The sequence below is a fragment of the Candidatus Sarcina troglodytae genome (genome assembly GCF_015708635.1).
Lineage (GTDB): Bacteria > Bacillota > Clostridia > Clostridiales > Clostridiaceae > Sarcina > Sarcina ventriculi.
The window spans coordinates 159,265-183,559 of sequence record NZ_CP051754.1 but is presented as its reverse complement, the minus strand read 5'-3'; the positions used below and the strand labels follow the sequence as shown (position 1 = coordinate 183,559).

Sequence of the window (24,295 nt, the reverse complement as noted above, 5' to 3'; positions counted from 1 at the left end):
TCCTACTATTTAATCATAAAATAATAAAAATGATAAATTATTCATTATTATATAAAGCCTACAATTACCTATATATCTAGCACTTAAATCTTGCATCTAAAGGATAAAAATACTAATAATTTTTATAGATAAAAGTTTCCTATTATTTAATATACTATAAAATATCCATCTATGGTATATTTTTTTCTTCCTTATTAACAATATTTTTACTTGAAGAATTAGAAAAATAATCTAATATGCTTTGTGCAGCAGCCTTATCTATGCTAGGAGTATCCAACAATTCACTCATAGAAGCCTTTTTTATATTCTCTATATTTCCAAACTTTATGAGTAAATTTCTTCTCCTTTTTTCTCCGATTCTAGGAATATCATTTAATAATGAATATAAAGAGTTATTATCTCTTAAACTTCTATGATAAGTTATAGCAAACCTGTGAACCTCATCTTGAATTCTAGTTATAAGCCTCATAATACTAGAATTTTTACTTATAATTATCTCTTTATTATTATATATAATTCCACGAGTATTGTGCTTATTATCTTTTACAAGACCACAAACTGGTATATTTATATTAAGTTTTTTTAGTATATCTAAGGCTATATTTACTTGCCCTTTTCCTCCATCCATCATTATTAAATCTGGAAAAATACTAAACTTCCCATTAGAATATTCAACTTGCCCCTTTTGAATCATTTTTATTTCTTCTAATCCATGGACAAATCTTCTTTGTAATATTTCTTCCATACTTTTATAATCATTTGGACCATCAATTGTTTTTATTTTAAATCTTCTATAATCAGAATTTTTAGCCTTTCCATTTTCAAAGACTACCATACTTCCTACCGAATCCACTCCTTGCATATTAGAGATATCATACGCTTCTATTCTCTCTGGTATACTATCTAACTCTAATTTTTCTACTATACTTTCTAATGCTTCTATATTTTCCTTTTTATCTTTAATCATTTTATCCTTAAATTGTGTTAAAGTTATCTTAGCATTATTCCATACCATATCTAACATCTCTTTTTTAAGTCCTTTTTTAGGTATTTTTATATTTACCTTTTTACCTTTTTTTTGTGTTAAATATGCTTCTAAAAGCTGTAAATCATTAATTTTAGATACATATACTTCTTTTGGTATCTTGGCTGTTCCACCATAGAATCTTGTTATAAATTCCGATATTATGTCTTCCCTTGGTGAATCATCAGTATTTTCTATCATGAAGTGTTCACGCCCTGTAACCTTTCCATTCCTTACAAAAAACACTTGAACACAGCTATCTTTTTCATCTGAATAAACATCTATAAAATCTTCTTCTCCATAATTTAAAATAAACATTTTTTGTTTACTTACAATACTTTCTATTGCTAGTATCTTATCTCTTAGCTTTGCCGCATTTTCAAAATCTAAATCATCTGAAAATTTAACCATATCTTTTTTTAATGAACTTAAAATCGATAAATTTTTTCCACTTAATATTCCTATTATGTCATCAATTATTTGTTTATAATCATTTTTTGTTATGTAAGCACTACAAGGTGCCTTGCATAAATTTAAGTGATAATTTAAGCAAGGTTTTGTAGTTTCTCCACCCTCTTTTATAACTTTTTTGCAAGTTCTTAAGGGGAAGTTTTTCTTTATAAGATCCATAACTTCATGCACCGAAGCACTACTTGTATATGGGCCAAAATATTTATTTCCATCTTTAACGAAATTTCTAGTCATATAAACTCTTGGGAAATCTTCATTAGTAGTTATTTTTATAAATGGATAAAATTTATCATCTTTTAGAGCAATATTATACTTAGGATTATATTTCTTTATTAAATTACCCTCTAAAATTAAAGCTTCCATTTCTGAATCTGTAACTATATATTCAAATTCAGAAATATTTTTAACCATAGCTTTAACCTTAACTGAATGATTTTTAGAGTTTTGAAAATACTGTCTTACCCTATTTTTAAGAATTTTAGCCTTTCCAACATATATTACCTCACCTAATGAATTTTTCATTATATAAACTCCAGGTTTATCTGGCAATATTTTAAGCTGATGTTCAAAATTAAACATAGCTATCATCCTCCTATTATTGTCCTGAATATGCTTTAATTACAGATGCTGCTATTTTAGCTGACGCTCCATCAACATTTCCAGCTCCTTCTACAACTACCGCTACTGCTAAATCTCCAGCATAACCCATCCACCATGAGTTTGGTTCTCCACTACCTGTTTGTGCTGTTCCAGTTTTAGCTCCTACATTATTTATACCACTAAAATATGACCAAGTTCCACTTTGAACCCTTTGTGAAACAACATATGCCATAGCATTTTTAATAACAGAATCATCACTTGCAGATAAAACTTGTCTATACTGTTGTACTTTAGTTTCATCTACAACATTGCCTTCACTATCAACAATTTTGCTTACCAAATAAGGTCTCATCATAATACCATCATTAGCAACTGTTGCTGCAACTAATGCCATTTGTGTTGGAGTTGCTTGTACTGACCCTTGACCTATACCACTTTGAGCTATATTCCCAAGTTCATATGATGAAAGTGTTGGGAAGCTACTTTGTTTTAAAGAAAATCCAACAGTTGGAATATCCTCATTAAATCCAAAACTTTCTGCTGTTGCCTTAAGTTTTGCATTTCCAAGTTCTTCCGCTATAATTCCACCAAAAACAACATTACTTGATACAGAAAGAGCTTTATTTATACCAATTTTACCATATGCTACTCCGTTTTCATTTGGAAGAGTATAATCTCCAATTGTTACTTTACCAGTATCATCAAATGTTCTATATGCCAAACCTGATATATTTTCAAGACCAGATGCAAGTGTTATTACTTTAAATGTTGAGCCTGGAGCATAAAGCCATTGAGTTGCTCTATCACTTAAAAATGGAGTAACTCCCGATTGTGTAGCTTTAGCCATAGCACTTGCTAAATCATTAGGATCAAAAGATGGATAAGATACACTTGCAAGTATTGCTCCTGTTTTAGCATTTATAGCAACTACAGCTCCTGCAGTATAGTGACTTAAGCCTTCATAAGCTACCTTTTGCAAATTAGTATCTAAAGTTGTATAAACACTATTACCTACCTTTGGAGTACTTCTTTCTTTAAAACTTTTAACTATATTAAAATATCTAAGAATTCCTTTCCCACTTTGATAAGTCGTCAATTGATTATTATAAGTTTTTTCTAATCCAGTTTTTCCATAAGCACTACTACAATACCCAACTACATTAGCATAAATATCTCCATAAGGATAACTAATAGTTTGATCTAATGTACTTGTTTTTTTGCTTATAGTTAATGCATTACCTTGACTATCATATATAGTACCTCTTAAAATCGTATTCTGACTAGCTGCACCTCTTGTATTACTATCCATAGCAGCTATCTTAGGTCCACATACCACAGTAAAATAAACTATATAAGATATAAGAGCGAGCAATATAACTAGATAAACTATCATAATTTTTCGTGTACTTTTTTCTGTATCATTTTTCAAATGTCATTTCCCCCTTTAAGTCCTATAGTTATCCCCAAATAGAAACTAATTTTTGTTTTAATTTTATTAAGCACATTTAGAAAAATTATAGAGCCTAATGATATTATTAAAGACCTATTTTAAATATTTGTAAATATGTTATGATAATTTTTCTTAAATTGTTTAAATTTTGATATGTTTTTGCATAAATATAGTAAATATATTTATATTTTTTTATTGTTTATTTTGTTAAATGTATTATATAATTACTCTTCATCTTAGCTATTTCAGGCCCATAAACCAATGCAAAATATATTATATATATTATAAGGGCTGTAAGCATTGTTAAGTATATGGTCATTATTAGTCTTACATCTCTCTTATTTCTCCTAGTTATTACATTAACTGATCTTTTTCTTTTTCTTATGTTTCTTTTCAAATACAAACTCCTCTCTTAATAGAATATTTAATATAATTAAACATTCTATTACTATGTTATCATATCTTCTTATCATATATGCTTCAATTACATTATAAAAATTTTAACTTTTTATTAAATATTCTATAATAAATCAATTAAATTTTAATTAATAATTTATATATATTTGCATAAACCTTTATTTTATATTTAAGTAACTTAATTTTATCATTTATATGTTTTATTTAATCTTATTTTTTATTTTTATTGACTTTAAATTAAAGAAAATAAAAGAAGTAATAAGAGTATAAATTCACTCCTATCACTTCTTTTATTTTAAGCATATTATTAAATACTATAACTATATCTTTTAAATTTAAAGCGAAATCCTATTTAAAAAATTATTACAATAATTTATCTAATATACTACATTTAGATTTTATGATGTTGGTATAACATTATCATTTGCTGAAGATGTGTTCATAGTGTTAGCTGTCTTTGAACCATTAGTTGGGTCTGATGTAACTGTTAATTTACCACTTACCATATCTCCTGAACCTTCATTGGTTGTATTATCAACATCATCTGGTATAATACCTAATTGTTTTAGGTATGTATTCATTACAGCTCCAGCTATATGACCTGCTATCGCATCTTCTGGACTAGTATCTTGAACAACAACAGCAACGGCTATTGTATCTCCAGAATATCCAGCAAACCATGAGTCAACAGAATCACCGTTCGCACCTGTTTGTGCTGCACCAGTTTTAGCTCCTGCATCTGGAATATGATCAAACTCTGGCCACTCATTCCAATCTCCTATATATGGAGGACCATCGCTTGGATCAACCCTTTGTTTAACAACAAATGCCATTGCTTCCTGATCTCTCTTAGCAATATCTTCTGACATAACTGTTCTATAAGGCTCTACTGATGTTTGTTCAACAGTTTTACCATCACTTGCAACAACTTTGCTTACTAAATAAGGTCTCATCATAACACCATTATTAGCTATTGTTCCCGCTATCAATGCCATTTCTGTTGGGGTTGCAAGGTCTTGAGCTTGCCCCATACCACTCATTGCTATATCAGCTTCTTGGTTTTCTGAATATGTAGGGAATTGACTTTGTGCTAAACTAAATCCAACCGTCGGAATATTTTCATTGAATCCAAAAGCTTCAGCAGTTGCTTTAAGTTTTGCATTTCCTAGTTCTACTGCTATTATTCCACCAAATACAACATTACTTGATACTGATAATGCTCCATTTAATGTAAGAGTTCCCCAATTTGTTGAACCTTCATCAGTCAATTTATAATCTCCTAGTTGTATATACCCTGGATCATTAAATGTTTGATTTCCAAGTCCTGGAATATTTTCAAGTCCAGATGTCATAGTTACCATTTTAAAAGTTGAACCTGGAGCAAGCAATCCCTGAGTTGCTCTATCAAAAAATAAACCATCACCAGTTTCTTCGTCTTTTTTCATAGATGTATTTAAATTATTAGGATCAAAATCAGGATAAGATACGCTTGCAAGCACTGCCCCTGTTTTAGGATCAATTGCTACAACCGCTCCTGCTTTATATTGGCTTAATTCCTTATATGCAACTTCTTGAAGTTGAGCATCTATGGTTGTATAAACATTATCTCCATATTCTTTTTTAGCTCTGTCTTTAAATAACTTAAATATATTAAAATCATCCCATATGCTAGTATCACTAGTATATGTTGAAAGATCCTTATTATATGTAGACTCAAGTCCTGATGTACCATAAATTGTACTTACGTAACCTACTACTGCTGATGTAGCTCTACCAAAAGGATAATAAATACTTTGTTCGGTTCCATCAACCTTAGTTTCTGCTAAAGCTTGCCCAAAAGTATCATAGATATTACCTCTTACTACTTTATGTTCAGTGGCAAGCTTAGCTGTATTATTAGTCTTATTATATATTGTAGGGTCTTTTATAACACCAAAATAGGCTATATATGATATAAGCCCTATTAAAAGAATAAAGAAAATTATCATTATTCTTTTAATATTACTTGGCGATTTTTCTTGTGAATTAAGTGTCTTTTTTTCGTTTTTTCTTTTATCTTTTTTCTTTTCTTTAGTATCTGCTTTATTTAAATCTTTATTTTCTTTATCATTCACTATCTATTGCCCTCCTCTGAAACTTTTTGAAGTATTCCTAGAGCAAATAATATTGTTAGCATAGATGTTCCACCATAGCTTACCATTGGAAGAGTTATTCCTGTTAATGGTATTACAGCAAATACACCACCCACTATAATTAAAACTTGTGCAACTATCATTGTACTAAATCCTATTGCTGCTAATTGAGAGAACCTATCTTTAGCATAAAGTGCACTTCTTATTCCTCTATAAAATAATAAGAAATATAAAATCATTAATCCTACAGCAAATATCATACCAAACTGTTCAGCTATTATAGTATATATAAAATCTGTAGATGCCTCTGGTACTAAAGACGGATATCCATTTCCAAGACCTGTTCCAAACAATCCTCCAGTAGACATTGTATAAAACCCTTGAACTATTTGATAACCAGAACTAGCTGCATATTTCCATACATTAGGTCCGACTACCTCAAATCTTTGTCTAACATATCCTAAACTAAAATAACCGATTGTTCCACCAAATACAAGTCCCACTAAACATATTAATACATATTTTCCATTTGAAGTTGCCAAATATAATATTGTTAATGAAACTATAAAGAACATAAGTGCCATACCTAAGTCATGTTGTAAAAACATTAAAACTATAGAATACCCAACAACTAAAATCGGCTTCATTAATCCTTTTACATCATCTATAAATTTGTCTTTTTTCTTATATGTTACAAGAACAGAGGATAGGTATAAAATTAAGAACAATTTACCAAACTCGGCAGGTTGAAAACTAAAACTTCCAATATATACCCAGTTTTTAGCACCGTTTATCTCTTTACCTATAATAAGAGACATAACCATAAATATTAATGTTCCTATTAAATATATTCTTTTATATTTAGCAAATGTTTTTAAATCAGGTAAAGCTAAAGTTATAATAAGATACATAACTAATCCTACACAAAACCATGTTAACTGCTTTTGAGCTAAACTTGAATTAATTACATAAAGTATACCAGTACTTACTGTAATAAAAACATCTATAAACATAAGTATGTATTTATCCCCATTAGGTTTAAATTTTCTTAAGATAATATAAGGTACTACTATTGCTACTATAAGAACTCCACCCATAGCTAGTGCAGTTGTAGATACCGGATCTGCTATTAAAGCCAAATTTATAAATATACCAGCACATAAAATGCATATGAGCAACATTATCTTTACTTCATATTTAACAGTATTCATTTTATCACCTCTATTATCCTATAACCTTAAAGGCTGTACTTCCAAATCTTATGATATCATTGACATTTAATCTAATATTACCTTCAATTTTATTTTCATTTACATAAGTTCCGTTAGTACTTTGTAAATCCTCTAAATAATATTCTCTATTCTTTAAGTATATTTTTGCATGATATGAGGAGACAAATCTGTCATTAAGAACTACAGTATTATTTTCTTTTCTACCTAAAGTAATCGCAGTAGCCATAGGAATAACTGAACCAACTTTTAATTTAGCCTCATCCATAGAAGTTAAAACTTCTAGTCCCCTTATACTTGAACCACTTGCTTTTTTAGTACTATCATTGGTCTTTTGAGTAGTATTTTTTTGAGTAGTATTTTTTTGAGTAGTATTTTTTTGAATAGTATTCGTAGTTTTTCTTTTCCCCCCCTTGATATCTTTATACATGATTCTTAATGCATAAAGAATTATAGAGTATAAAACTATTATGAAAATTACTCCAAAAAATAAACCAGCTAATTGATCAAAATCCATCATTTCACCTCTACATTAGTTTTATAGTTTATTTTAGTCTGTCGCTCCATTATGCACGTATATACCATGCACATAGTAATCATTATACAATAAAATAAATTATTTTCATATCAAATTCATATTAAAATTTACCTGTTTTCATATTTAAGCAATTAAATTATAGTAATAATTTATATTCATTTAATAAATTGCTTAAAATATTTTTGCAGTTTGTATAAATGCCATTTATTATAATAATAAATATATTTATTATTATAAAATAAAAGAATTATTATTAAAATATTCCAATTTATTTATATTGTATAATGTTTGTAAATACATTACCTCCCAACTTAAATTAAAAATATTAATAAAGCTATTACCATTTAACATTAATTTTATTTTATACAATGTAGATTAAATTTATATTAATCCATCATATAAAAACTATTATAATTAATGTTATAAAGGTCAATCATGAAAATTATACCTCTAATTCTTTACGAAATAATGTCATAATGCATAAGATTTCATTTATATTTTGCAATTATCATTTCATTTTATCTTTTAAAGTTTCTTATTAAACTAATTTATTAAAATTCAAAATAATTTAAATTACTAAAATAAAAGTATCATAAATACGTTATGATATTTATGATACTTAAAGAAATTTAAAATTGTATTATTTATTCATATTTTCTTCTTTTTTATCCTTATTCTTTTTAAATAAAGACCAACCTTTTTTCTTTTGTTTATTTCCATCTTGAGCTTTTTTATCTTCTTTCTTTTCTTCTTTCTTTTCTTCTTTTTTATCTTCCTTTTTATTTTCTTTTTTATCTTCTTTTTTATTATTTTCTACATTCGGCTTTTTATCTTGATTTACTTTATTTGAATCTTTATTTTCTTCTAGTGGCTTTTTACTTTGTTCCTTATTTTCTGTTAAATTTTTATTTTCATTTATTTTATCAGAATTCTTATTTTCTATTGATTTTTTATCTTCTTTTGTTGAATCTGAACTCTTATTTTCTATTGGTTTTTCGTCTTTCTTATTCTTATCTAAATCTTTATTTTCTGTTTGATTTTTATCTTCTTTTAATCCTTTATCATTTGTCGCTTTATTATTTTCATTAGATTTATTAGGTTCTTTATTTTCTATTGGCTTTTTATTTTCATTAGATTTATTTTCTATTGGCTTATTTTTTTCATTTGATTCTTTACCATCAGTAGACTTTTTACTTGGATTTTCTATTTTTGTTTCTGGTTTATTATTTTGTGTATTTCCGCCCTTTTGTTCCTCACCATTTTCAATTTCTAAAGTTTCTCTTGTTTGTATATTAGGTGTAGCATTTACCGTATAATTAGTTGCAAAAACGGGAGCATTTAATGCAATTGTCATAAGAGCTGTTAGTGACAGTATTTTTCCCTTTTTCATGCATTTTCGTCATAAAAATATATCTTTATGACGTTTCACCTCTCTTTCGTAATATATTGTTTTTGTAAATTAAACCATAGACTTTACTCACATTTGTACCTAATTATGTTGAGCTTATTTATTTAAATTTATACACATTATTATATTGAAACATTTTATTATTCTAAAGAAAAATTAACCATATTTTAATGACATTTCATAAAAAACAGTTTATTATAATATATGTTAATATAGTAAAAAGGAGTGTATATATGATAATACTTAACTTTATTAGGGGTATTTTTATGGCAATGGCAGATAGTGTTCCTGGTGTATCTGGTGGCACTATCGCATTTATACTCGGTTTTTATGATGAATTTATTTCATCACTAGATACTATTACTTCAAAAAATAGAAGCAAAAAAGAAAGAAAGAAAGCTTTATCATTTCTAATTAAAATAGGATTAGGCTGGATATTTGGTTTTATATTATCTGTTATATTTATATCTGCAATCTTTGAAAGCCAAATATACAAAATCAGTTCATTATTTGTTGGTTTTATAATATTTTCATTACCATTAATAATTATTGAAGAAAGAAAATCAATAATAGGTAAATATAAAAATATTCTTTGGACTGTTTTAGGATTAGCATTAGTTGTTTTAATAACTTACTTCAATCCAGTATCTTCTAATACAACCAATTCTATATCTTTTGCTAATCCTAATTTAATACTATATATTTATGTACTAATATGTGGAATAATTGCTATATCAGCTATGATTTTACCTGGAATTTCAGGTTCAACATTGTTACTTATTTTTGGATTATATGTTCCTATAATATCTTCTATAAAAGAAATTTTGCACTTTAATTTTTCTTATTTTCCAATAGTTTTTGTTTTTGCAATAGGAGTTATTATTGGAATTTTATCCATTATAAAATTAATAAAAAAATTATTAATTACTAAAAGATCTCAATTAATTTATTTCATATTAGGGCTTATGTTAGGTTCTATTTATGCAGTATTTATGGGACCTACAACATTAGAAATTCCTAAACCTGCAATGACTTTTAATACATTTAACATTATTTTCTTTTTAATAGGTGGTGGAATTATATTACTTCTTCAAAAAACTAAAACCACATTTAAAAAAAATTCTATGAAAAAAACAAAAATTAAATGTGAGACATCTAAGGTTAATTAATGAAATAATTTTATCGTTTTACTTTTATTTCTTGTAATATTTTAAAATGTTTATATCCATAATAAGAATGTAAGTTAAAGATTTTTAAATTCTTAACCTATAATCTTAAAATAAAAGGAGAAAGTAAAATGCAAGAAAAAAAAGCTCAAGATTATATTAACGAAGTAAAAACTACCTTAACATCAGCTGAATCATGCTTACAACAAGCATGTAATAAAGCAGAAAAAACTCAAAATAAAGAAAAAATAGAAAATGCTTTACATTCTATTAAAACAGCTTGTGATTGCTTAAATCAATATAGAGACTAAAATCACACATTAAAATAAAAGCATTAAAAGAGATATTATCTCTTTTAATGCTTTTATATATTTTGTTTTAAATATATATCTGAAAACTCTACTCTTGTGCCCTTAATATAATTTTGTAAATCAGTATGATTTATTAACATAGCATCTTCATAAATTATATTAGGTAAATTTATGGTAAATTGAGTCCATTTATTTACTTCACTTTCAACTTCTATACTACCACCATGAAGTTCAATTAATGATTTTGACAATGATAAACCGATACCACTTCCTTCGCTTATTTTAGTTAATCTATAATTTGCTTGTCCAAATTTTTCAAATATTCTTTCTAATTTATTTTCTGCTATACCTATTCCAGTATTTCTAACTATTATTTTTATAAAATCATTAGACTCTTTTATAAATACGTTAATCTCACCATTTTCATTATTAAATTTAATAGCATTTGATATGATATTTAACATGACCTTTTCAATTTTATTTAAATCAAAAGATATAATTTTTTCTTCCATTTCAGTATCAAAAATCATATTTATATTATTTTTTTTGCCAAATTCAACAGTTGAATCGAAAATATCCTCAATAAATTTTACTATGTCATAAGTTTGAGGATTAAAATCTAATGTCCCTGTATCTAACTTTGTACAATCTATCAAATTATTTACTAATCTTAATAATCTTAAAGCATTTTTATTTATATCTTGAATATAACCATGATACTTTCTATTTTCACATTTATAACACTTTCCAATAGTTTGATTTATCATTTGAAGTGCACTAAATATAACATTTAAAGGTGTCATGAATTCATGCGATAAATTAGCAAAAAATTCAGTCCTCAATCTTTCAAATTCCAGATCCAATTTTTTTCTAGTTGTTATATCCCTAGTTAAACATAATAATCCATCAATATTATCATTTTTATCAGTAAAAGGTATCTTTATTGTTTCTAGATATTTAACCTTTCCTTTTTTATCTATTATTTTATTATAATATGCTTTTTCTTCTTTACATAACATTACTTCTTCATCTTGATTCATACATTCACAAGGATTAATATCCATATCTGTTTCTATTTCATTTTCTTTTTTACCTATTATATTTTCTATTTTTGTATTATAAGATTTTGCAAATGCCTCATTACAATAAGTAATTACACCATTGGCATCTTTATATGCTATATTATCTGGGATTTTTTTATTTATTATTTCTATAAGCTTTTCTTGCTTACGACATTTTTTTTCACATCTACATAAAAGACTTAATTCACTAGTGAACCAAATACAAATTTTATTATTTTCTAATTTATTAATACTTATATTATAATATTTATCTATACTGGGTATATATAAATCCAAGCTACATTCTGTATTATCTTCTAACTTTAATATAGCTTTTTCTATTGATTTAAAACTACTTAATCCTAAATTTTGTAAAAAACTATTATTTTTTAAACTAAGCAATTCTATCATCTTTATATTTAAATATTCTATTTCTAAATCTAGAATTTGACCACATTTACATACTAAACCTCCCAATAAACAAGGAATAGGACTTTTATTAATCATATCCAAATATATTTTATCCATATTATTCATAATTTTAATCCCCTATTGCACCTCTTTAGTTAATTTTAATACTTATATTTTAACACATTTTTATTTTTTTGGAATATTATATCACAAAATAATTTCTAAACTATATATTTTTTATCATTTTATACATATTTGTAATAATATAAATTAACAACTCTACATTTTGGAGGATATAATGAATTCTTTTTTAGAACTCAATCCAGTACTTCAAGGACTTCTTGCAACTATTTTTACATGGGCAATTACAGCATTAGGAGCATCATTGGTCTTTTTCTTTAAAAAGGTAAATAAAAAATTTTTAAATTCTATGTTAGGTTTTAGTGCAGGTGTTATGATTGCTGCAAGTTTTTGGTCTTTACTTATGCCGTCTATTGAACTGTGCCAAGAACTTTCAGTTAATAAATTTATTATTCCATCCATAGGATTTCTTCTTGGAGGAATTTTTATAATCTTTGCTGATAAATTTATGGACAAGTTTTCTTATGGAAAAATACTAGGATATGATAGCAATAAATTATCTAGCGAAAGTAAGTATAAAAAAAGCATTCTTTTAGTTATAGCAGTTACACTTCACAATATACCTGAAGGTTTAGCTGTTGGGGTTGCATTTGGTGGTGTTGCAGCAGGAATCCCTGGAACTAGCATAGTAGCAGCCATAACTCTAGCATTTGGAATAGGACTTCAAAATTTCCCTGAAGGCGCTGCTGTTTCACTCCCTCTTAGAAAAGAAGGTTTATCTGTTAAAAGAAGTTTCTTTTATGGACAACTCTCAGGATTAGTTGAACCAATTGCAGGAGTTTTTGGTGCTTTAGCCGCTTTAACTGCAAGATCAGTTTTACCAATACTTTTAGCATTTTCAGCAGGCGCTATGATTTCTGTCGTAGGTTCAGAACTTTTACCTGAATCATGCATAGAAAACAAAACCTTAACTACTATCGGATTAATTTTGGGATTTATTGTTATGATGATTTTAGATGTAGCTCTTGGATAAATATAAAATTTAATTATTATAATAAGTTTACAAAAACTCATTAAACTTAAGATACACTTATTAATTAAAGCAATATATCATAAATTTTTATGATATATTGCTTTATTTTAATGCATAATTTATTCTAAATATTTACTTAAATATTTTCCTGTATATGAATTTTTAATCTTACATATTTCCTCAGGCGTTCCACAGCCAACTATCTTTCCGCCTTTATCTCCACCTTCAGGTCCTAAATCAATTAAATAATCAGCACATTTTATCATATCTAAATTATGTTCAATTACAACAACCGTATTCCCTCCATCAACTAATCTTTGAAGAATTTTTATAAGTCTTCTTACATCATGAATATGAAGACCTGTTGTTGGCTCATCTAAAATATACATAGTCTTACCTGTACTTCTCTTTGAAAGTTCATACGCAAGTTTTATTCTTTGAGCTTCTCCTCCTGAAAGCTGAGTAGATGGTTGTCCAAGCCTTATATACCCAAGACCCACATCATAAAGAGTTTGAAGTTTATTTTTTATTCTTGGTATATTTTCAAAAAATTCTAAAGCATCTTCTACTGTCATATTCAAAATATCATCAATATTTTTACCTTTATATTTAACTTCTAACGTTTCTCTGTTGTATCTTTTTCCCTTACAAACCTCACATGGCACATAAACATCAGATAAAAATTGCATTTCTATTTTTATTATTCCATCACCACTACACGCCTCACATCTTCCTCCTTTAACATTAAAAGAAAATCTTCCTGGCTTATATCCTCTCATTTTAGCTTCTTGAGTTTGAGAAAATAATTCTCTTATTATATCAAATGTTCCTGTATAAGTAGCAGGATTACTTCTTGGGGTTCTACCTATTGGACTTTGGTCAATATCTATTATTTTATCTATATTCTCATATCCTAAAATCTCTTTGTGATTTCCTGGAATATATTTAGATTTATTTATTATTTTATTAAGACCTTTATACAAAATTTCATTTGTTAATGTACTTTTTCCAGAACCAGATACTCCTGTTATCATTGTTAAAGTCCCCAAAGGCACTTTGACATTAACATTTTTTAAATTATTTTCTCTTGCACCTTTTATAGTAATAAAATTTCCATTTCCTTTTCTTCTTTCCTTCGGAACTTCTATTTTTTCTTGTCCAGTTAAATATTTTCCTGTTAATGAATTTTTATCTTTTAAAATTTCATCATATGTTCCTGCAAAAGTAACTTCCCCACCATGTTCTCCAGCACCAGGACCAATATCTACTATATAATCAGCCTCTCTTATAGTATCCTCATCATGCTCAACAACAATTAAAGTATTTCCTACATCTCTTAATTTTTTCAAGGTTGCTATAAGTCTATCATTATCTCTCTGATGAAGCCCTATTGATGGTTCATCCAAAATATACAAAACACCCATAAGTTGAGAACCAATTTGAGTTGCAAGTCTTATTCTTTGCGCCTCACCACCTGATAATGTTCCCGCATTTCTAGCTAAATCTAAATAATCTAATCCAACATTTATTAAAAAACCTAATCTCTCTTTTATTTCTTTTATTATCTGACCACTTATTATTGTATCTTTCTCTGAAAACTCTAAAGAATTTATAAAATCAAGTTCTTCTCCAATAGACATCTTAGTAAATTCAGTTATATTTTTGCCACCAATAGTTACTGCTAACGCCTCTGATTTTAGTCTAGCGCCTTTACATTTAGGGCATGGATTATCACTCATATATCTTTCTACTTCTGTCTTTATAAGATCAGAATTTGTTTCCATATATCTTCTCTTTAAACTATTTATTTCACCTTCAAAGGAATGATTATAAACAGATTCTACTCCATCTTTTATGTAAGTTACAGCAATTTTATCTCCATTTAATCCATACATAAGAACATGTTGAACTTCCTTGGATAAATCTTTATACTTTGTATCTAAGCTAAAATTATATTTATTCATTAATGCGGTTAAAACTGCATAAGTCCAAGAATCTTTTTTAAGCCTAGCATCTCCCCAAGTGGATATAGCTCCTTCTCTTATTGATAAATCTTTATTTGGAACAACTAAGTTTTCATCTATTTCTAATAAAGTCCCAAGTCCATCACAATAATCACATTTTCCAAAAGGTGAATTAAATGAAAATAACCTTGGTTCTAACTCATCTATACTTATACCACAATCAGGACAAGCGAAATTTTCACTAAACAACTTATCCTCTTCCTTATCAATTAAATTTATAATAACCAATCCATCAGCTAACTTTAAAGCCATTTCAATTGAATCAGCTAATCTAGTTTCTATCCCATCTTTAACTATTAATCTATCTATAACAGCTTCTATATTATGTTTCTTATTTTTTTCAAGTTTCACATCTTCTTCTGTTAAATCATAAATAATGCCATCAACTCTAGCCCTAACATATCCTTGCCTTTTTATATTTTCTAATACTTTTTCGTGAGTTCCTTTTCTGCCCCTTATTATTGGACTTAAAATTTGAATTTTTTCTCTATGAGATAAAGACATAACAGAATCTACTATTTGGTCTACAGATTGTTTTGATATTTCTTTTCCACACTTAGGGCAATGAGGAATTCCAACCCTAGCATATAAAAGTCTTAAATAATCATAAATTTCAGTTACAGTTCCGACAGTAGAACGTGGATTTTTTGATGTTGTCTTTTGGTCTATTGATATAGCCGGTGATAGCCCTTCAATACTCTCAACATTTGGCTTATCCATTTGACCTAAAAACTGCCTTGCATAGGATGATAAAGACTCTACATACCTTCTTTGCCCTTCTGCATAAATAGTATCAAAAGCTAAAGAAGACTTACCTGATCCTGAAAGTCCAGTAAATACTATTAATTTATCCCTAGGTATTTTTAAATCTATATCTTTTAAATTATTAACTTTAGCTCCTTTTACAACAATTACATCTTTCATTTGTTACTCCTTATCTATATTAAAAAGTTTGTTTTTAACTAATTTATATTAAAAATTTTTTAAATTATATTAAATTTAATATGCAAACATAAGTTCGATTACTAATTATTTTATGCTTGTTAGCTTATCATGTCAAATTCAAAATAAATTAAAATAATATTTTTATATATAGTATAATTAATTTAAATAATTATTATTAAAATTTTAAGGAGAAAAATATGAACGCTAACGAAAGACGTAAAAAAATTTTATTAATGATAAAAGAATCAAAAAAACCACTTAGTGGTTCTTATATAGCAAAAGAATTAAATGTAAGTCGCCAACTTATAGTTGGAGATGTTGCACTTTTAAGAGCTTCTGGCTCTAATATAATTTCAACAGCTAGGGGCTACATTATAAATAATTGTAAAGAAAATAATAAATTTTTATTAAAAACTATAGCTTGCAGACATACTAAAGAAAATATGGAAGATGAATTAAATATCATAATAGATGAAGGTGCAACTGTTATTAACGTAATAATAGAGCATCCAGTTTACGGACAACTAACAGGAGATTTACATTTATCCTCTAGACGTCATATTCTAGATTTTATAAAAAAATTAAAATCTAAAGATTCTCCTATGTTATCCAAACTCACACAAGGAATACATCTTCATACTATAAAATGCGAAAACGAAGAAATTTATAATAATATCCTAAATTCACTTAGAAAAAAAGGATACTTACTATAAAACAATTAATAATTACTACTCCTAATTCCATCTATGTTTAGTATAAAAATAATATTTACAATATATTAATTGATATTTTTGTAATAATTATGTAAAATTATAATTATATGATTATTAATTTATAAGCAAAAGGGGTGGTAATTATTAGTTCAAAAAAACATATTTACTTAGTATTTTCAAAAACAGGCACGTTATTTTCAAGAGTTATAAATTTTGGACTTAGCCACAAATATGCCCATGTATCTCTTAGTTTTGATTCTAGTTTAAATGTTATGTATTCCTTCGGTAGAATTAATCCTGATAATCCTTTTATAGCTGGATTAATTAAAGAAAATATAAATGGTGGAATTTTCACTAAATTTCCTTATAGCGAATGCATGATATATAAAGTTAAAGTTTCTGAAACTCAACTTAAAACATTAAAAAAAGAATTGAATATATTCATGGAAGAACAAAAAAAATATCGATATAACTTTTTAGGAGTTTTTACTGCTTATTGGGATAAACCTCGTGAAAAAGACTATTATTATTTTTGCTCACAATTTGTTTCAGAACTTCTTATAAAAAGTTCTATTTACAAAAGTAATAAACCTCCTGCATTAATAAGCCCTAAAGATTTATTAGATATTAATAATAAAGAGATAATTTATGAAGGACTAGTTTGTAACTATTCTAAATCTATTTCAAATGCTTTAATAGCTTATTAGATGAAGCATAAAAATTAAAAGAATAAGCTATATTAAATTAGCCTATTCTTTATTGTTATACATCTTTTTTAAGTTCTTTTATAATGTCCCTAAGTTCTGCAGCTCTTTCAAATTGAAGATTTTTAGCCGCTTCCTTCATTTCTTTTTCATATTCTTTAATAAGTTTATTCTTATCTAAAACTTTTTCCTTTTTATTAAATTTGCTTGGCTTAACCTCTTCTAATTCAACAGCTTCTATAACTTTTCTTACTTCCTTTTTTATTGTTTTAGGCACTATATTATGCTCTTTATTATAATTTTTCTGAATCTCACGTCTTCTTTCAGTTTCCTTTATTGCTCTATCCATAGAATTAGTTATTGTATCTGCATACATTATAACTTTACTCTCCGCATTTCTAGCAGCTCTACCTATTGTTTGTATTAATGATGTTTCAGACCTTAAAAATCCTTCCTTATCAGCATCTAAAATCGCTACCAATGCAACTTCTGGAATATCTAATCCTTCTCTTAAAAGATTTATTCCAACCAAAACATCATACTTGCCAAGCCTTAAATCCTTTATTATTTTCATTCTTTCTATGGTATCTACATCTGAGTGCATATAGACAGCCTTTATATTTAATTCCTTTAAATATTTTGTTAAATCCTCAGCCATTTTCTTAGTTAATGTAGTTATCAAAATTCTAAAACCTTTTTTAATAGTTTCATTAATTTCCCCATATAAATCATCAATTTGTCCATTTGTTGGTTTTATTATTATTTCAGGATCTAAAAGCCCTGTTGGTCTTATTATTTGCTCTGCAATGTTTTTAGAATGTTCCAATTCATATTTTCCTGGAGTTGCACTTACAAAAACAACTTGATTTATTTTCTTTTCAAATTCTTCAAATTTTAAAGGTCTATTATCAAATGCACAAGGAAGCCTAAATCCATATTCAACCAAACTTTCTTTTCTAGACCTATCTCCTGCATACATGGCTTTCACCTGTGGAATAGTTACATGACTTTCATCAATAAACATTAAAAAATCCTTTGGAAAAAAGTCTATTAAAGTTTGTGGTGGAGTCCCTGGAGCTCTATTATCTAAAATTCTTGAATAATTTTCTATACCCTGACAATACCCCATTTCTCTTATCATTTCTATATCGAAATTTGTTCTTTGCTTAAGTCTTTGAGCCTCTAAAATTCTATCCTGTTCATTTAATTCTTGAAGCCTTTTTTCAAGCTCTTCTTCTATAACTTTTATAGCTTTTTCTTGCGTTTCTTGAGTTGTAGCAAAGTGAGATGTCGGTGTTATACTAACATGATTTCTATTCCCTATAATTTTTCCTGTTAAAACATCAAATTCTCTTATTCTCTCTATCTCATCTCCAAAAAATTCTACCCTTATTCCTTTAGATGATGAATATGATGGAATTATATCTAGATTATCTCCTCTAACTCTAAAAGTTCCTCTTGAAAAATCAATATCATTTCTTTCATATTGAAGTTCTATAAGTCTTTTAACAACTTCATCTCTATCTTTAACCATTCCAGGTCTTAAAGAAATAGTAAGTTTTTTATATTCTTCTGGATTACCAAGACCATAAATACAAGAAACAGATGCCACAATTATAACATCTCGTCTCTCTAAAAGAGCCGATGTTGCTGAGTGACGAAGTTTATCTATTTCATCATTTATTGATGCATCTTTTTCTATAAAAGTATCAGTATGAGGAACATATGCCTCTGGTTGATAATAATCATAATATGATACAAAATATTCAACTATATTATCAGGAAAAAATTCTTTAAATTCTGAGCATAGCTGAGCTGCTAAAGTTTTATTATGAGCTAGTATAAGAGTTGGTCTTTTTTCTCTCTCTATTATATTAGCCATAGTAAATGTTTTTCCAGACCCTGTAACACCCAAAAGAGTTTGTCCCCAATCCATTCTATTTATTGAATTTACTAAACTTTCAATTGCTTGAGGTTGATCACCATTTGGTTTAAATTTTGAACTTATTTTAAATTCACCCATATTTTAATCTTTAGTAGCCTTTTCTACTAAACAATCCACATCCTTTCCTTTCTTTTATTTTAACTTATATTATTACTCCAATAATTTTTAAAATTAAACTTATTCTAAAAAACCCCTTATTTTATACTAACACTAATTATGAAACTGAAAAATAAAAAATCATATTAAAGATTAAATAATTTAAAATAATCATCTTTCTTCAATACAATTAATCAAATTAATATTTAAACATTTTTTCTAATTTCTGATAATTTCAATAATTTATCTATATTATATTTTTTTCTTATATTTACAGGAACTAAAATCACTCCAAACCTCATAGACTTACTCTTACTACTTATAATGTATTCTTTAACTTCACCCTTTATATTTTTAATCTTCAATGTAGTATTTATATAGTTATCCCTTATAGATTTAAGTATTTCTTTCTCACTAAAAGGTTTCAAGCCATTTAACTCTATTATTTTATCCCCACTTCTTACGCCTTCTCTAAAAGCTCTAGATTTTGGAACAACATCTAAAATACAAATTCCTTCTTCATCTGAAACAAAAAGTGGTTTAGAATTTTTTTCAATATGCTTTTCTATGTATTTTATAATTATATAAATAATCGACATTAGTATTACAGACAATACTTCAAACATTACATTATATCTACTAAAGAAAGATATTAAAAATAATATTCCACCATATACAACCATTATACCTCCAGAAATTAAAGTTTTTTGCACCTTATTTTTAGTAAAGGTAACAGCCTCATATCCTATAACAGCATAAAATGGTAAAATAGCTAATGCTGTCATGGTAGTTATGGGAATTAAATCCCTTCCTATTATCGAAGAATATATATTAGAAAAATCAATATTTTGCAATGTAAAATCATTCACAGAATTAAATATAATGAAAAATGCTACAGGTAAACTCCAACATCTTTTAAAAATAAATCCTCCCAAAATTTTATCATTTTTATTAGTAAAAACAGGAATATAACCTTTTCTTCCATCAATCATTATAAGTATTCCTTGAACTATAGAAATAATACTAATTAATATTATAATATTAGGTATATTTAACTGCATTTTAATAACTCGTCCAACATTAAACCTTGAACAAATTAAACTTATCAAACTTAAAACAGTAGCTACATATGGAAAACTAAAAATTTTAGGTTTATAAATTATTACTACTATTGATATTAAAAACAGCATTGCAATACCTGAATTTTCTTCGAAACTTACACCAAAAGTAGTTAAAATTAAACTAGCTATACTTCCTGCAATTATTCCTATGACTATTTGAGAAATTGTTAATTCTAGAGGAGAATTTATTTTCTCCCCTAATACCATTGTTTGTATAAAATTTATTTTCTTATTTTTTATATAAAATACTCCAGAAATCACCAAAAGTAACAAAAGCAAGACTGGATTTACCCAAACATAAGATATAGCTTTTATAGTTGCTAGCACTACATTCAAAATAGCACCTCCTTAAGCTTACTTTAATTAAGTTTTTCTTTCATAATGTCTATGGCTTTTATAAGTTGTGTATCACTATCTTTACTATATTGTGTCTCTGTTGAATCTTTTAAATACTCTACTTCTACATGTGGCTTAATACCTATTGAGTGTATATTTTCCCCATTTGGAGTATAATATTTAGAAATTGTAACTTTAAGAGCTGTATTATCTGATTTATCATCTAAAACAACTTGAACAACACCTTTTCCAAAAGATGTTTCTCCAACTAAAGTTCCAAGATTATAATCACGTATAGCACCTGACACAACTTCAGAAGCTGATGCAGTTCCACCATTAATTAAAACAACTAATGGCATACCCTGCGCAATTCCACCTGTTGAAATATTTTCTTCTACTTTTCCATTTTTATCAACTGTTGAAACAATAACCTTTCCCTTTTCAATAAATTGAGATGCAACAGTTACACATTCTTTCATAAGACCACCTGGATTTCCTCTTAAATCTAAAATTAATCCTTTAATATTGGATTCTTTAAGTTTAGTTAGACTTTCAATAAATTTTTCTGAAACCCCAGAATCAAAAGATGATATACTTATATACCCTATATTATCTTGTAAAATATCATCTGTAACACTTATTGTTTCTATAACATCCCTTTGAACCTGAACGTCAAAATCGCCCTTATTTTCTCTATAAATACCTATAGTTAATAATTCTTTTTCAGTTCCTTTTATCATTGATAATGCTGTTTCTAAACTTTCTCCATTAACCTCAACTCCATTAACACTTGTTATAATATCCCCAGACATAATTCCAGATTTTTGTGCTGGAGAATTATCGATTGGAGCTATTACAGTTATTTTATTATCTTTAACACCTACTTGAATCCCTATTCCCATATAATTCCCTTCACTTTGCTCCTTAAAAGTAGCATATTCACTTTCATTCATAAAATAAGTATATGGATCTTCCAATGAAGATACCATACCCTTTATTGCACCTTCTGCTAAGATACTATCATCTATTTCTCCATCATACCACTTATAAAGAGCTTCTCTTATTTCAAAAAGTTTTTCAAATTCAGTCACATCAGATATTGACGCATAACCTGCATAACCTGGAAGTATTCCTTTAGAAGTTAAAACATTTCCAATATATATAGAGCCACTTACAGTAGCTGTTAATCCCATAACTAAACCTATATTTTTTATATTCTTTTTATTTTTTCTAATCACAATTTCACCCTTTCAAAAAAAAGCTTAAAATACATTGTAAAAATTATGTATTTTAAGCTTAATATAAGTAGATAAATGCTATCTAAATTAATCATTTATACAAATATTTTAATCATATGAATCAGTTTATTTTACACTTATTAATATAACCATTTTAGTAAATAATATACTAATTATATAAGTAACCGATATTTTTATATTTTAAACATGTAAAAATTTTCTCAAAGCAATTATACTTCCAAAAATACCTATTAACATACCAGAAACTATAAATTCCCATGACATTGTAGTCAAAACATAACTTGGGCTTAAGAATGTCATTAAAACAATATTTTGAACTAATAATTCATATACCGCTTTATATGCAAAATATAAAATTATTGTAGCAAATACTCCACCAGCTAATCCTATAACCATTCCTTCTATTATAAATGGCCATCTAATAAACCAATCTGTTGCACCAACAAATTTCATAATTCCAATTTCTTTTCTTCTTGAAAATACAGTTATTTTTATTGTATTCATTATCAAAAATAAAGATATTCCAATAAGAACTATAAATAATACTATACCTACCCATCTTACAGTTCTAGATACTGAGTCTATAGTATTTATTAAATTTTGATCATTTCCAACACTCTCAACACCAGCTAAATATTGTGTTTCACCAGTTGCTAAACTTTCTGCACTCGTATTATCCTCTGTAACGCTCATAGCTTTAACTACCGCATCAGCAACATTAGGATCACTTAATTTAACAGTAAATGATGCTGGAAGAGGATTATTCTCATCAGTATAACCAGCTAAAATCTTTTCATTTCCCTCTATTTGTTTCTTAAACTGTGCTAAAGCTTCATTTTTACTTACATAAATTACTCCTGTAACACCTTCAATATTTTTAAGTATATTTTCTATGTTCTGCTGTTGTGTTGCATCTATGTTATCATTTAAAAAAACTTTTACTTCAACTTTAGACTGAACAGTATTAAGTTCCATATTAACATTTAAAGCTGTAAGCATAAAAGCTCCAAAAACAAGTAAAGTAGTTAAAACTGTTGCCACGGAAGCTATGCTTATTGTCTTGTTCCTATTTAGACTCTTGAAGGCATCGGATATGAAATGTTTAAGCGTACTAATTCTCATACTCGTATCCTCCTTTTTCCTCATCTCTAACAACTTGTCCCTTCTCAATTGCTATTACTCTCTTTTGCATATCATCAACTATTTCTTTTGCATGAGTTGCCATTACAACAGTTGTTCCACTTTTATTTATATCTTCAATTAAAGTCATAATTTCTTTTGCTGTTTCTGGATCTAAGTTTCCAGTTGGTTCATCTGCTATTAAAACAAGTGGCTTATTTACAATTGCTCTTGCAATAGAAACCCTTTGTTGTTCTCCCCCTGATAATTGATTTGGAAACATCTTTTGTTTATTAGATAAACCCACAAGAGATAATGCCATAGGTACTTGTTTTTTTATTTCACTCGGTGCTGCTTCTAGTACTCTCATTGCAAAAGCTACATTTTCATAAACATTAAGTGATGGTATAAGTCTAAAATCCTGAAATACCATACCTATTTTTCGTCTATGGAAAGGAACTTTTTTTCTTTTTATCTTTGATAATTCTATTCCGTCTACTATTATCTGTCCTTCTGATGGTTCAATTTCTTTTAGTAACATCTTAACAAAGGTTGATTTTCCAGCACCGCTTGGACCAACTAAAAAAACAAAATCACCAGCGTCAATTTTAATATTAACGTTAGATAATGCTTTTACATTGTTATCATACACCTTACTAACATTCTTAAATTCAATCATATAGACACTCCTTAGTTATTTT

Annotated in this window: 19 protein-coding genes; 5 read left to right on the top strand and 14 right to left on the bottom strand. The window is 27.3% G+C overall.

What is annotated here, in order from left to right:
* Positions 1-169 precede the first annotated feature (169 nt).
* The 7 genes from uvrC to HH195_RS00840 all read right to left on the bottom strand — a co-directional run bounded on the left by uvrC (position 170) and on the right by HH195_RS00840 (position 9,251).
* Positions 170-2,074: an excinuclease ABC subunit UvrC gene (gene uvrC, locus HH195_RS00870; RefSeq protein ID WP_196371230.1), complete on the bottom strand. Its 1,905-nt coding sequence runs from the start codon at positions 2,072-2,074 to the stop codon at positions 170-172.
* Positions 2,075-2,090: 16 nt separating this feature from the next.
* Positions 2,091-3,524, bottom strand: coding sequence for a peptidoglycan D,D-transpeptidase FtsI family protein (locus tag HH195_RS00865; RefSeq protein WP_243278521.1), 1,434 nt, complete (start codon positions 3,522-3,524; stop codon positions 2,091-2,093).
* A gap of 220 nt (positions 3,525-3,744) precedes the next feature.
* Positions 3,745-3,942, bottom strand: a complete 198-nt coding sequence (locus HH195_RS00860; RefSeq protein ID WP_196371229.1) for a hypothetical protein — start codon at positions 3,940-3,942, stop codon at positions 3,745-3,747.
* 418 nt (positions 3,943-4,360) lie between these two features.
* Entirely contained in the window at positions 4,361-6,076 is a 1,716-nt protein-coding gene (locus tag HH195_RS00855) for a penicillin-binding transpeptidase domain-containing protein (protein WP_196371228.1), read from the bottom strand.
* Positions 6,076-7,305 (bottom strand): FtsW/RodA/SpoVE family cell cycle protein, encoded by a 1,230-nt coding sequence (locus HH195_RS00850; RefSeq protein WP_196371227.1) that lies wholly within the window; start codon positions 7,303-7,305, stop codon positions 6,076-6,078. The genes HH195_RS00855 and HH195_RS00850 overlap by 1 nt, the downstream gene beginning before the upstream one ends.
* A 13-nt stretch (positions 7,306-7,318) precedes the next feature.
* The gene (locus HH195_RS00845; RefSeq protein WP_196371226.1) at positions 7,319-7,840 is read right to left on the bottom strand and encodes an FHA domain-containing protein; all 522 of its coding nucleotides are present in this window, start codon (positions 7,838-7,840) and stop codon (positions 7,319-7,321) included.
* A 661-nt stretch (positions 7,841-8,501) separates the two neighbouring features.
* Positions 8,502-9,251 (bottom strand): hypothetical protein, encoded by a 750-nt coding sequence (locus HH195_RS00840; protein WP_196371225.1) that lies wholly within the window; start codon positions 9,249-9,251, stop codon positions 8,502-8,504.
* Between the two features lie 251 nt (positions 9,252-9,502).
* Between HH195_RS00840 and HH195_RS00835 the strand changes: the two genes are divergently transcribed.
* Both HH195_RS00835 and HH195_RS00830 read left to right on the top strand, forming a co-directional pair.
* The gene (locus HH195_RS00835) at positions 9,503-10,438 is read left to right on the top strand and encodes a DUF368 domain-containing protein (protein WP_196371224.1); all 936 of its coding nucleotides are present in this window, start codon (positions 9,503-9,505) and stop codon (positions 10,436-10,438) included.
* Between the two features lie 128 nt (positions 10,439-10,566).
* Positions 10,567-10,746 carry a hypothetical protein gene (locus HH195_RS00830; protein WP_055259891.1) on the top strand — a complete coding sequence of 60 codons (180 nt, stop codon included), beginning with the start codon at positions 10,567-10,569 and terminating at the stop codon, positions 10,744-10,746.
* Positions 10,747-10,799: 53 nt separating this feature from the next.
* Here HH195_RS00830 and HH195_RS00825 read toward each other — a convergent pair whose 3' ends face one another.
* Entirely contained in the window at positions 10,800-12,344 is a 1,545-nt protein-coding gene (locus HH195_RS00825) for a PAS domain-containing sensor histidine kinase (RefSeq protein WP_196371223.1), read from the bottom strand.
* Positions 12,345-12,516: 172 nt separating this feature from the next.
* Here HH195_RS00825 and HH195_RS00820 point away from each other — a divergent pair, with 172 nt between their 5' ends.
* The gene (locus tag HH195_RS00820; protein WP_196371222.1) at positions 12,517-13,332 is read left to right on the top strand and encodes a ZIP family metal transporter; all 816 of its coding nucleotides are present in this window, start codon (positions 12,517-12,519) and stop codon (positions 13,330-13,332) included.
* 119 nt (positions 13,333-13,451) lie between these two features.
* Here the strand turns inward: HH195_RS00820 and uvrA are convergent, their stop codons facing one another.
* On the bottom strand, positions 13,452-16,280 hold the full coding sequence (gene uvrA / locus HH195_RS00815) for an excinuclease ABC subunit UvrA (RefSeq protein WP_196371221.1): 2,829 nt from the start codon (positions 16,278-16,280) through the stop codon (positions 13,452-13,454).
* A gap of 218 nt (positions 16,281-16,498) precedes the next feature.
* Between uvrA and HH195_RS00810 the strand changes: the two genes are divergently transcribed.
* Both HH195_RS00810 and HH195_RS00805 read left to right on the top strand, forming a co-directional pair.
* Positions 16,499-17,014, top strand: a complete 516-nt coding sequence (locus HH195_RS00810) for a transcription repressor NadR (protein ID WP_196371220.1) — start codon at positions 16,499-16,501, stop codon at positions 17,012-17,014.
* Positions 17,015-17,148: 134 nt separating this feature from the next.
* Complete coding sequence (locus HH195_RS00805) at positions 17,149-17,721, top strand: hypothetical protein (protein ID WP_243278520.1); 573 nt, start codon at positions 17,149-17,151, stop codon at positions 17,719-17,721.
* 55 nt (positions 17,722-17,776) lie between these two features.
* On the opposite strand, the gene uvrB is transcribed toward HH195_RS00805, so the two are convergent.
* The 5 genes from uvrB to ftsE all read right to left on the bottom strand — a co-directional run bounded on the left by uvrB (position 17,777) and on the right by ftsE (position 24,273).
* On the bottom strand, positions 17,777-19,741 hold the full coding sequence (gene uvrB / locus HH195_RS00800; protein WP_055259901.1) for an excinuclease ABC subunit UvrB: 1,965 nt from the start codon (positions 19,739-19,741) through the stop codon (positions 17,777-17,779).
* A gap of 224 nt (positions 19,742-19,965) precedes the next feature.
* On the bottom strand, positions 19,966-21,216 hold the full coding sequence (locus tag HH195_RS00795) for a PDZ domain-containing protein (protein WP_196371219.1): 1,251 nt from the start codon (positions 21,214-21,216) through the stop codon (positions 19,966-19,968).
* A gap of 23 nt (positions 21,217-21,239) precedes the next feature.
* A complete protein-coding gene (locus HH195_RS00790) occupies positions 21,240-22,454 on the bottom strand; it encodes a S41 family peptidase (protein ID WP_243278519.1) in 1,215 nt (404 codons plus the stop codon).
* 201 nt (positions 22,455-22,655) lie between these two features.
* Complete coding sequence (gene ftsX, locus HH195_RS00785; protein WP_196371218.1) at positions 22,656-23,597, bottom strand: permease-like cell division protein FtsX; 942 nt, start codon at positions 23,595-23,597, stop codon at positions 22,656-22,658.
* Positions 23,587-24,273 carry a cell division ATP-binding protein FtsE gene (gene ftsE / locus HH195_RS00780; RefSeq protein WP_196371217.1) on the bottom strand — a complete coding sequence of 229 codons (687 nt, stop codon included), beginning with the start codon at positions 24,271-24,273 and terminating at the stop codon, positions 23,587-23,589. The genes ftsX and ftsE overlap by 11 nt, the downstream gene beginning before the upstream one ends.
* Between the last annotated feature and the right edge of the window lie 22 nt (positions 24,274-24,295).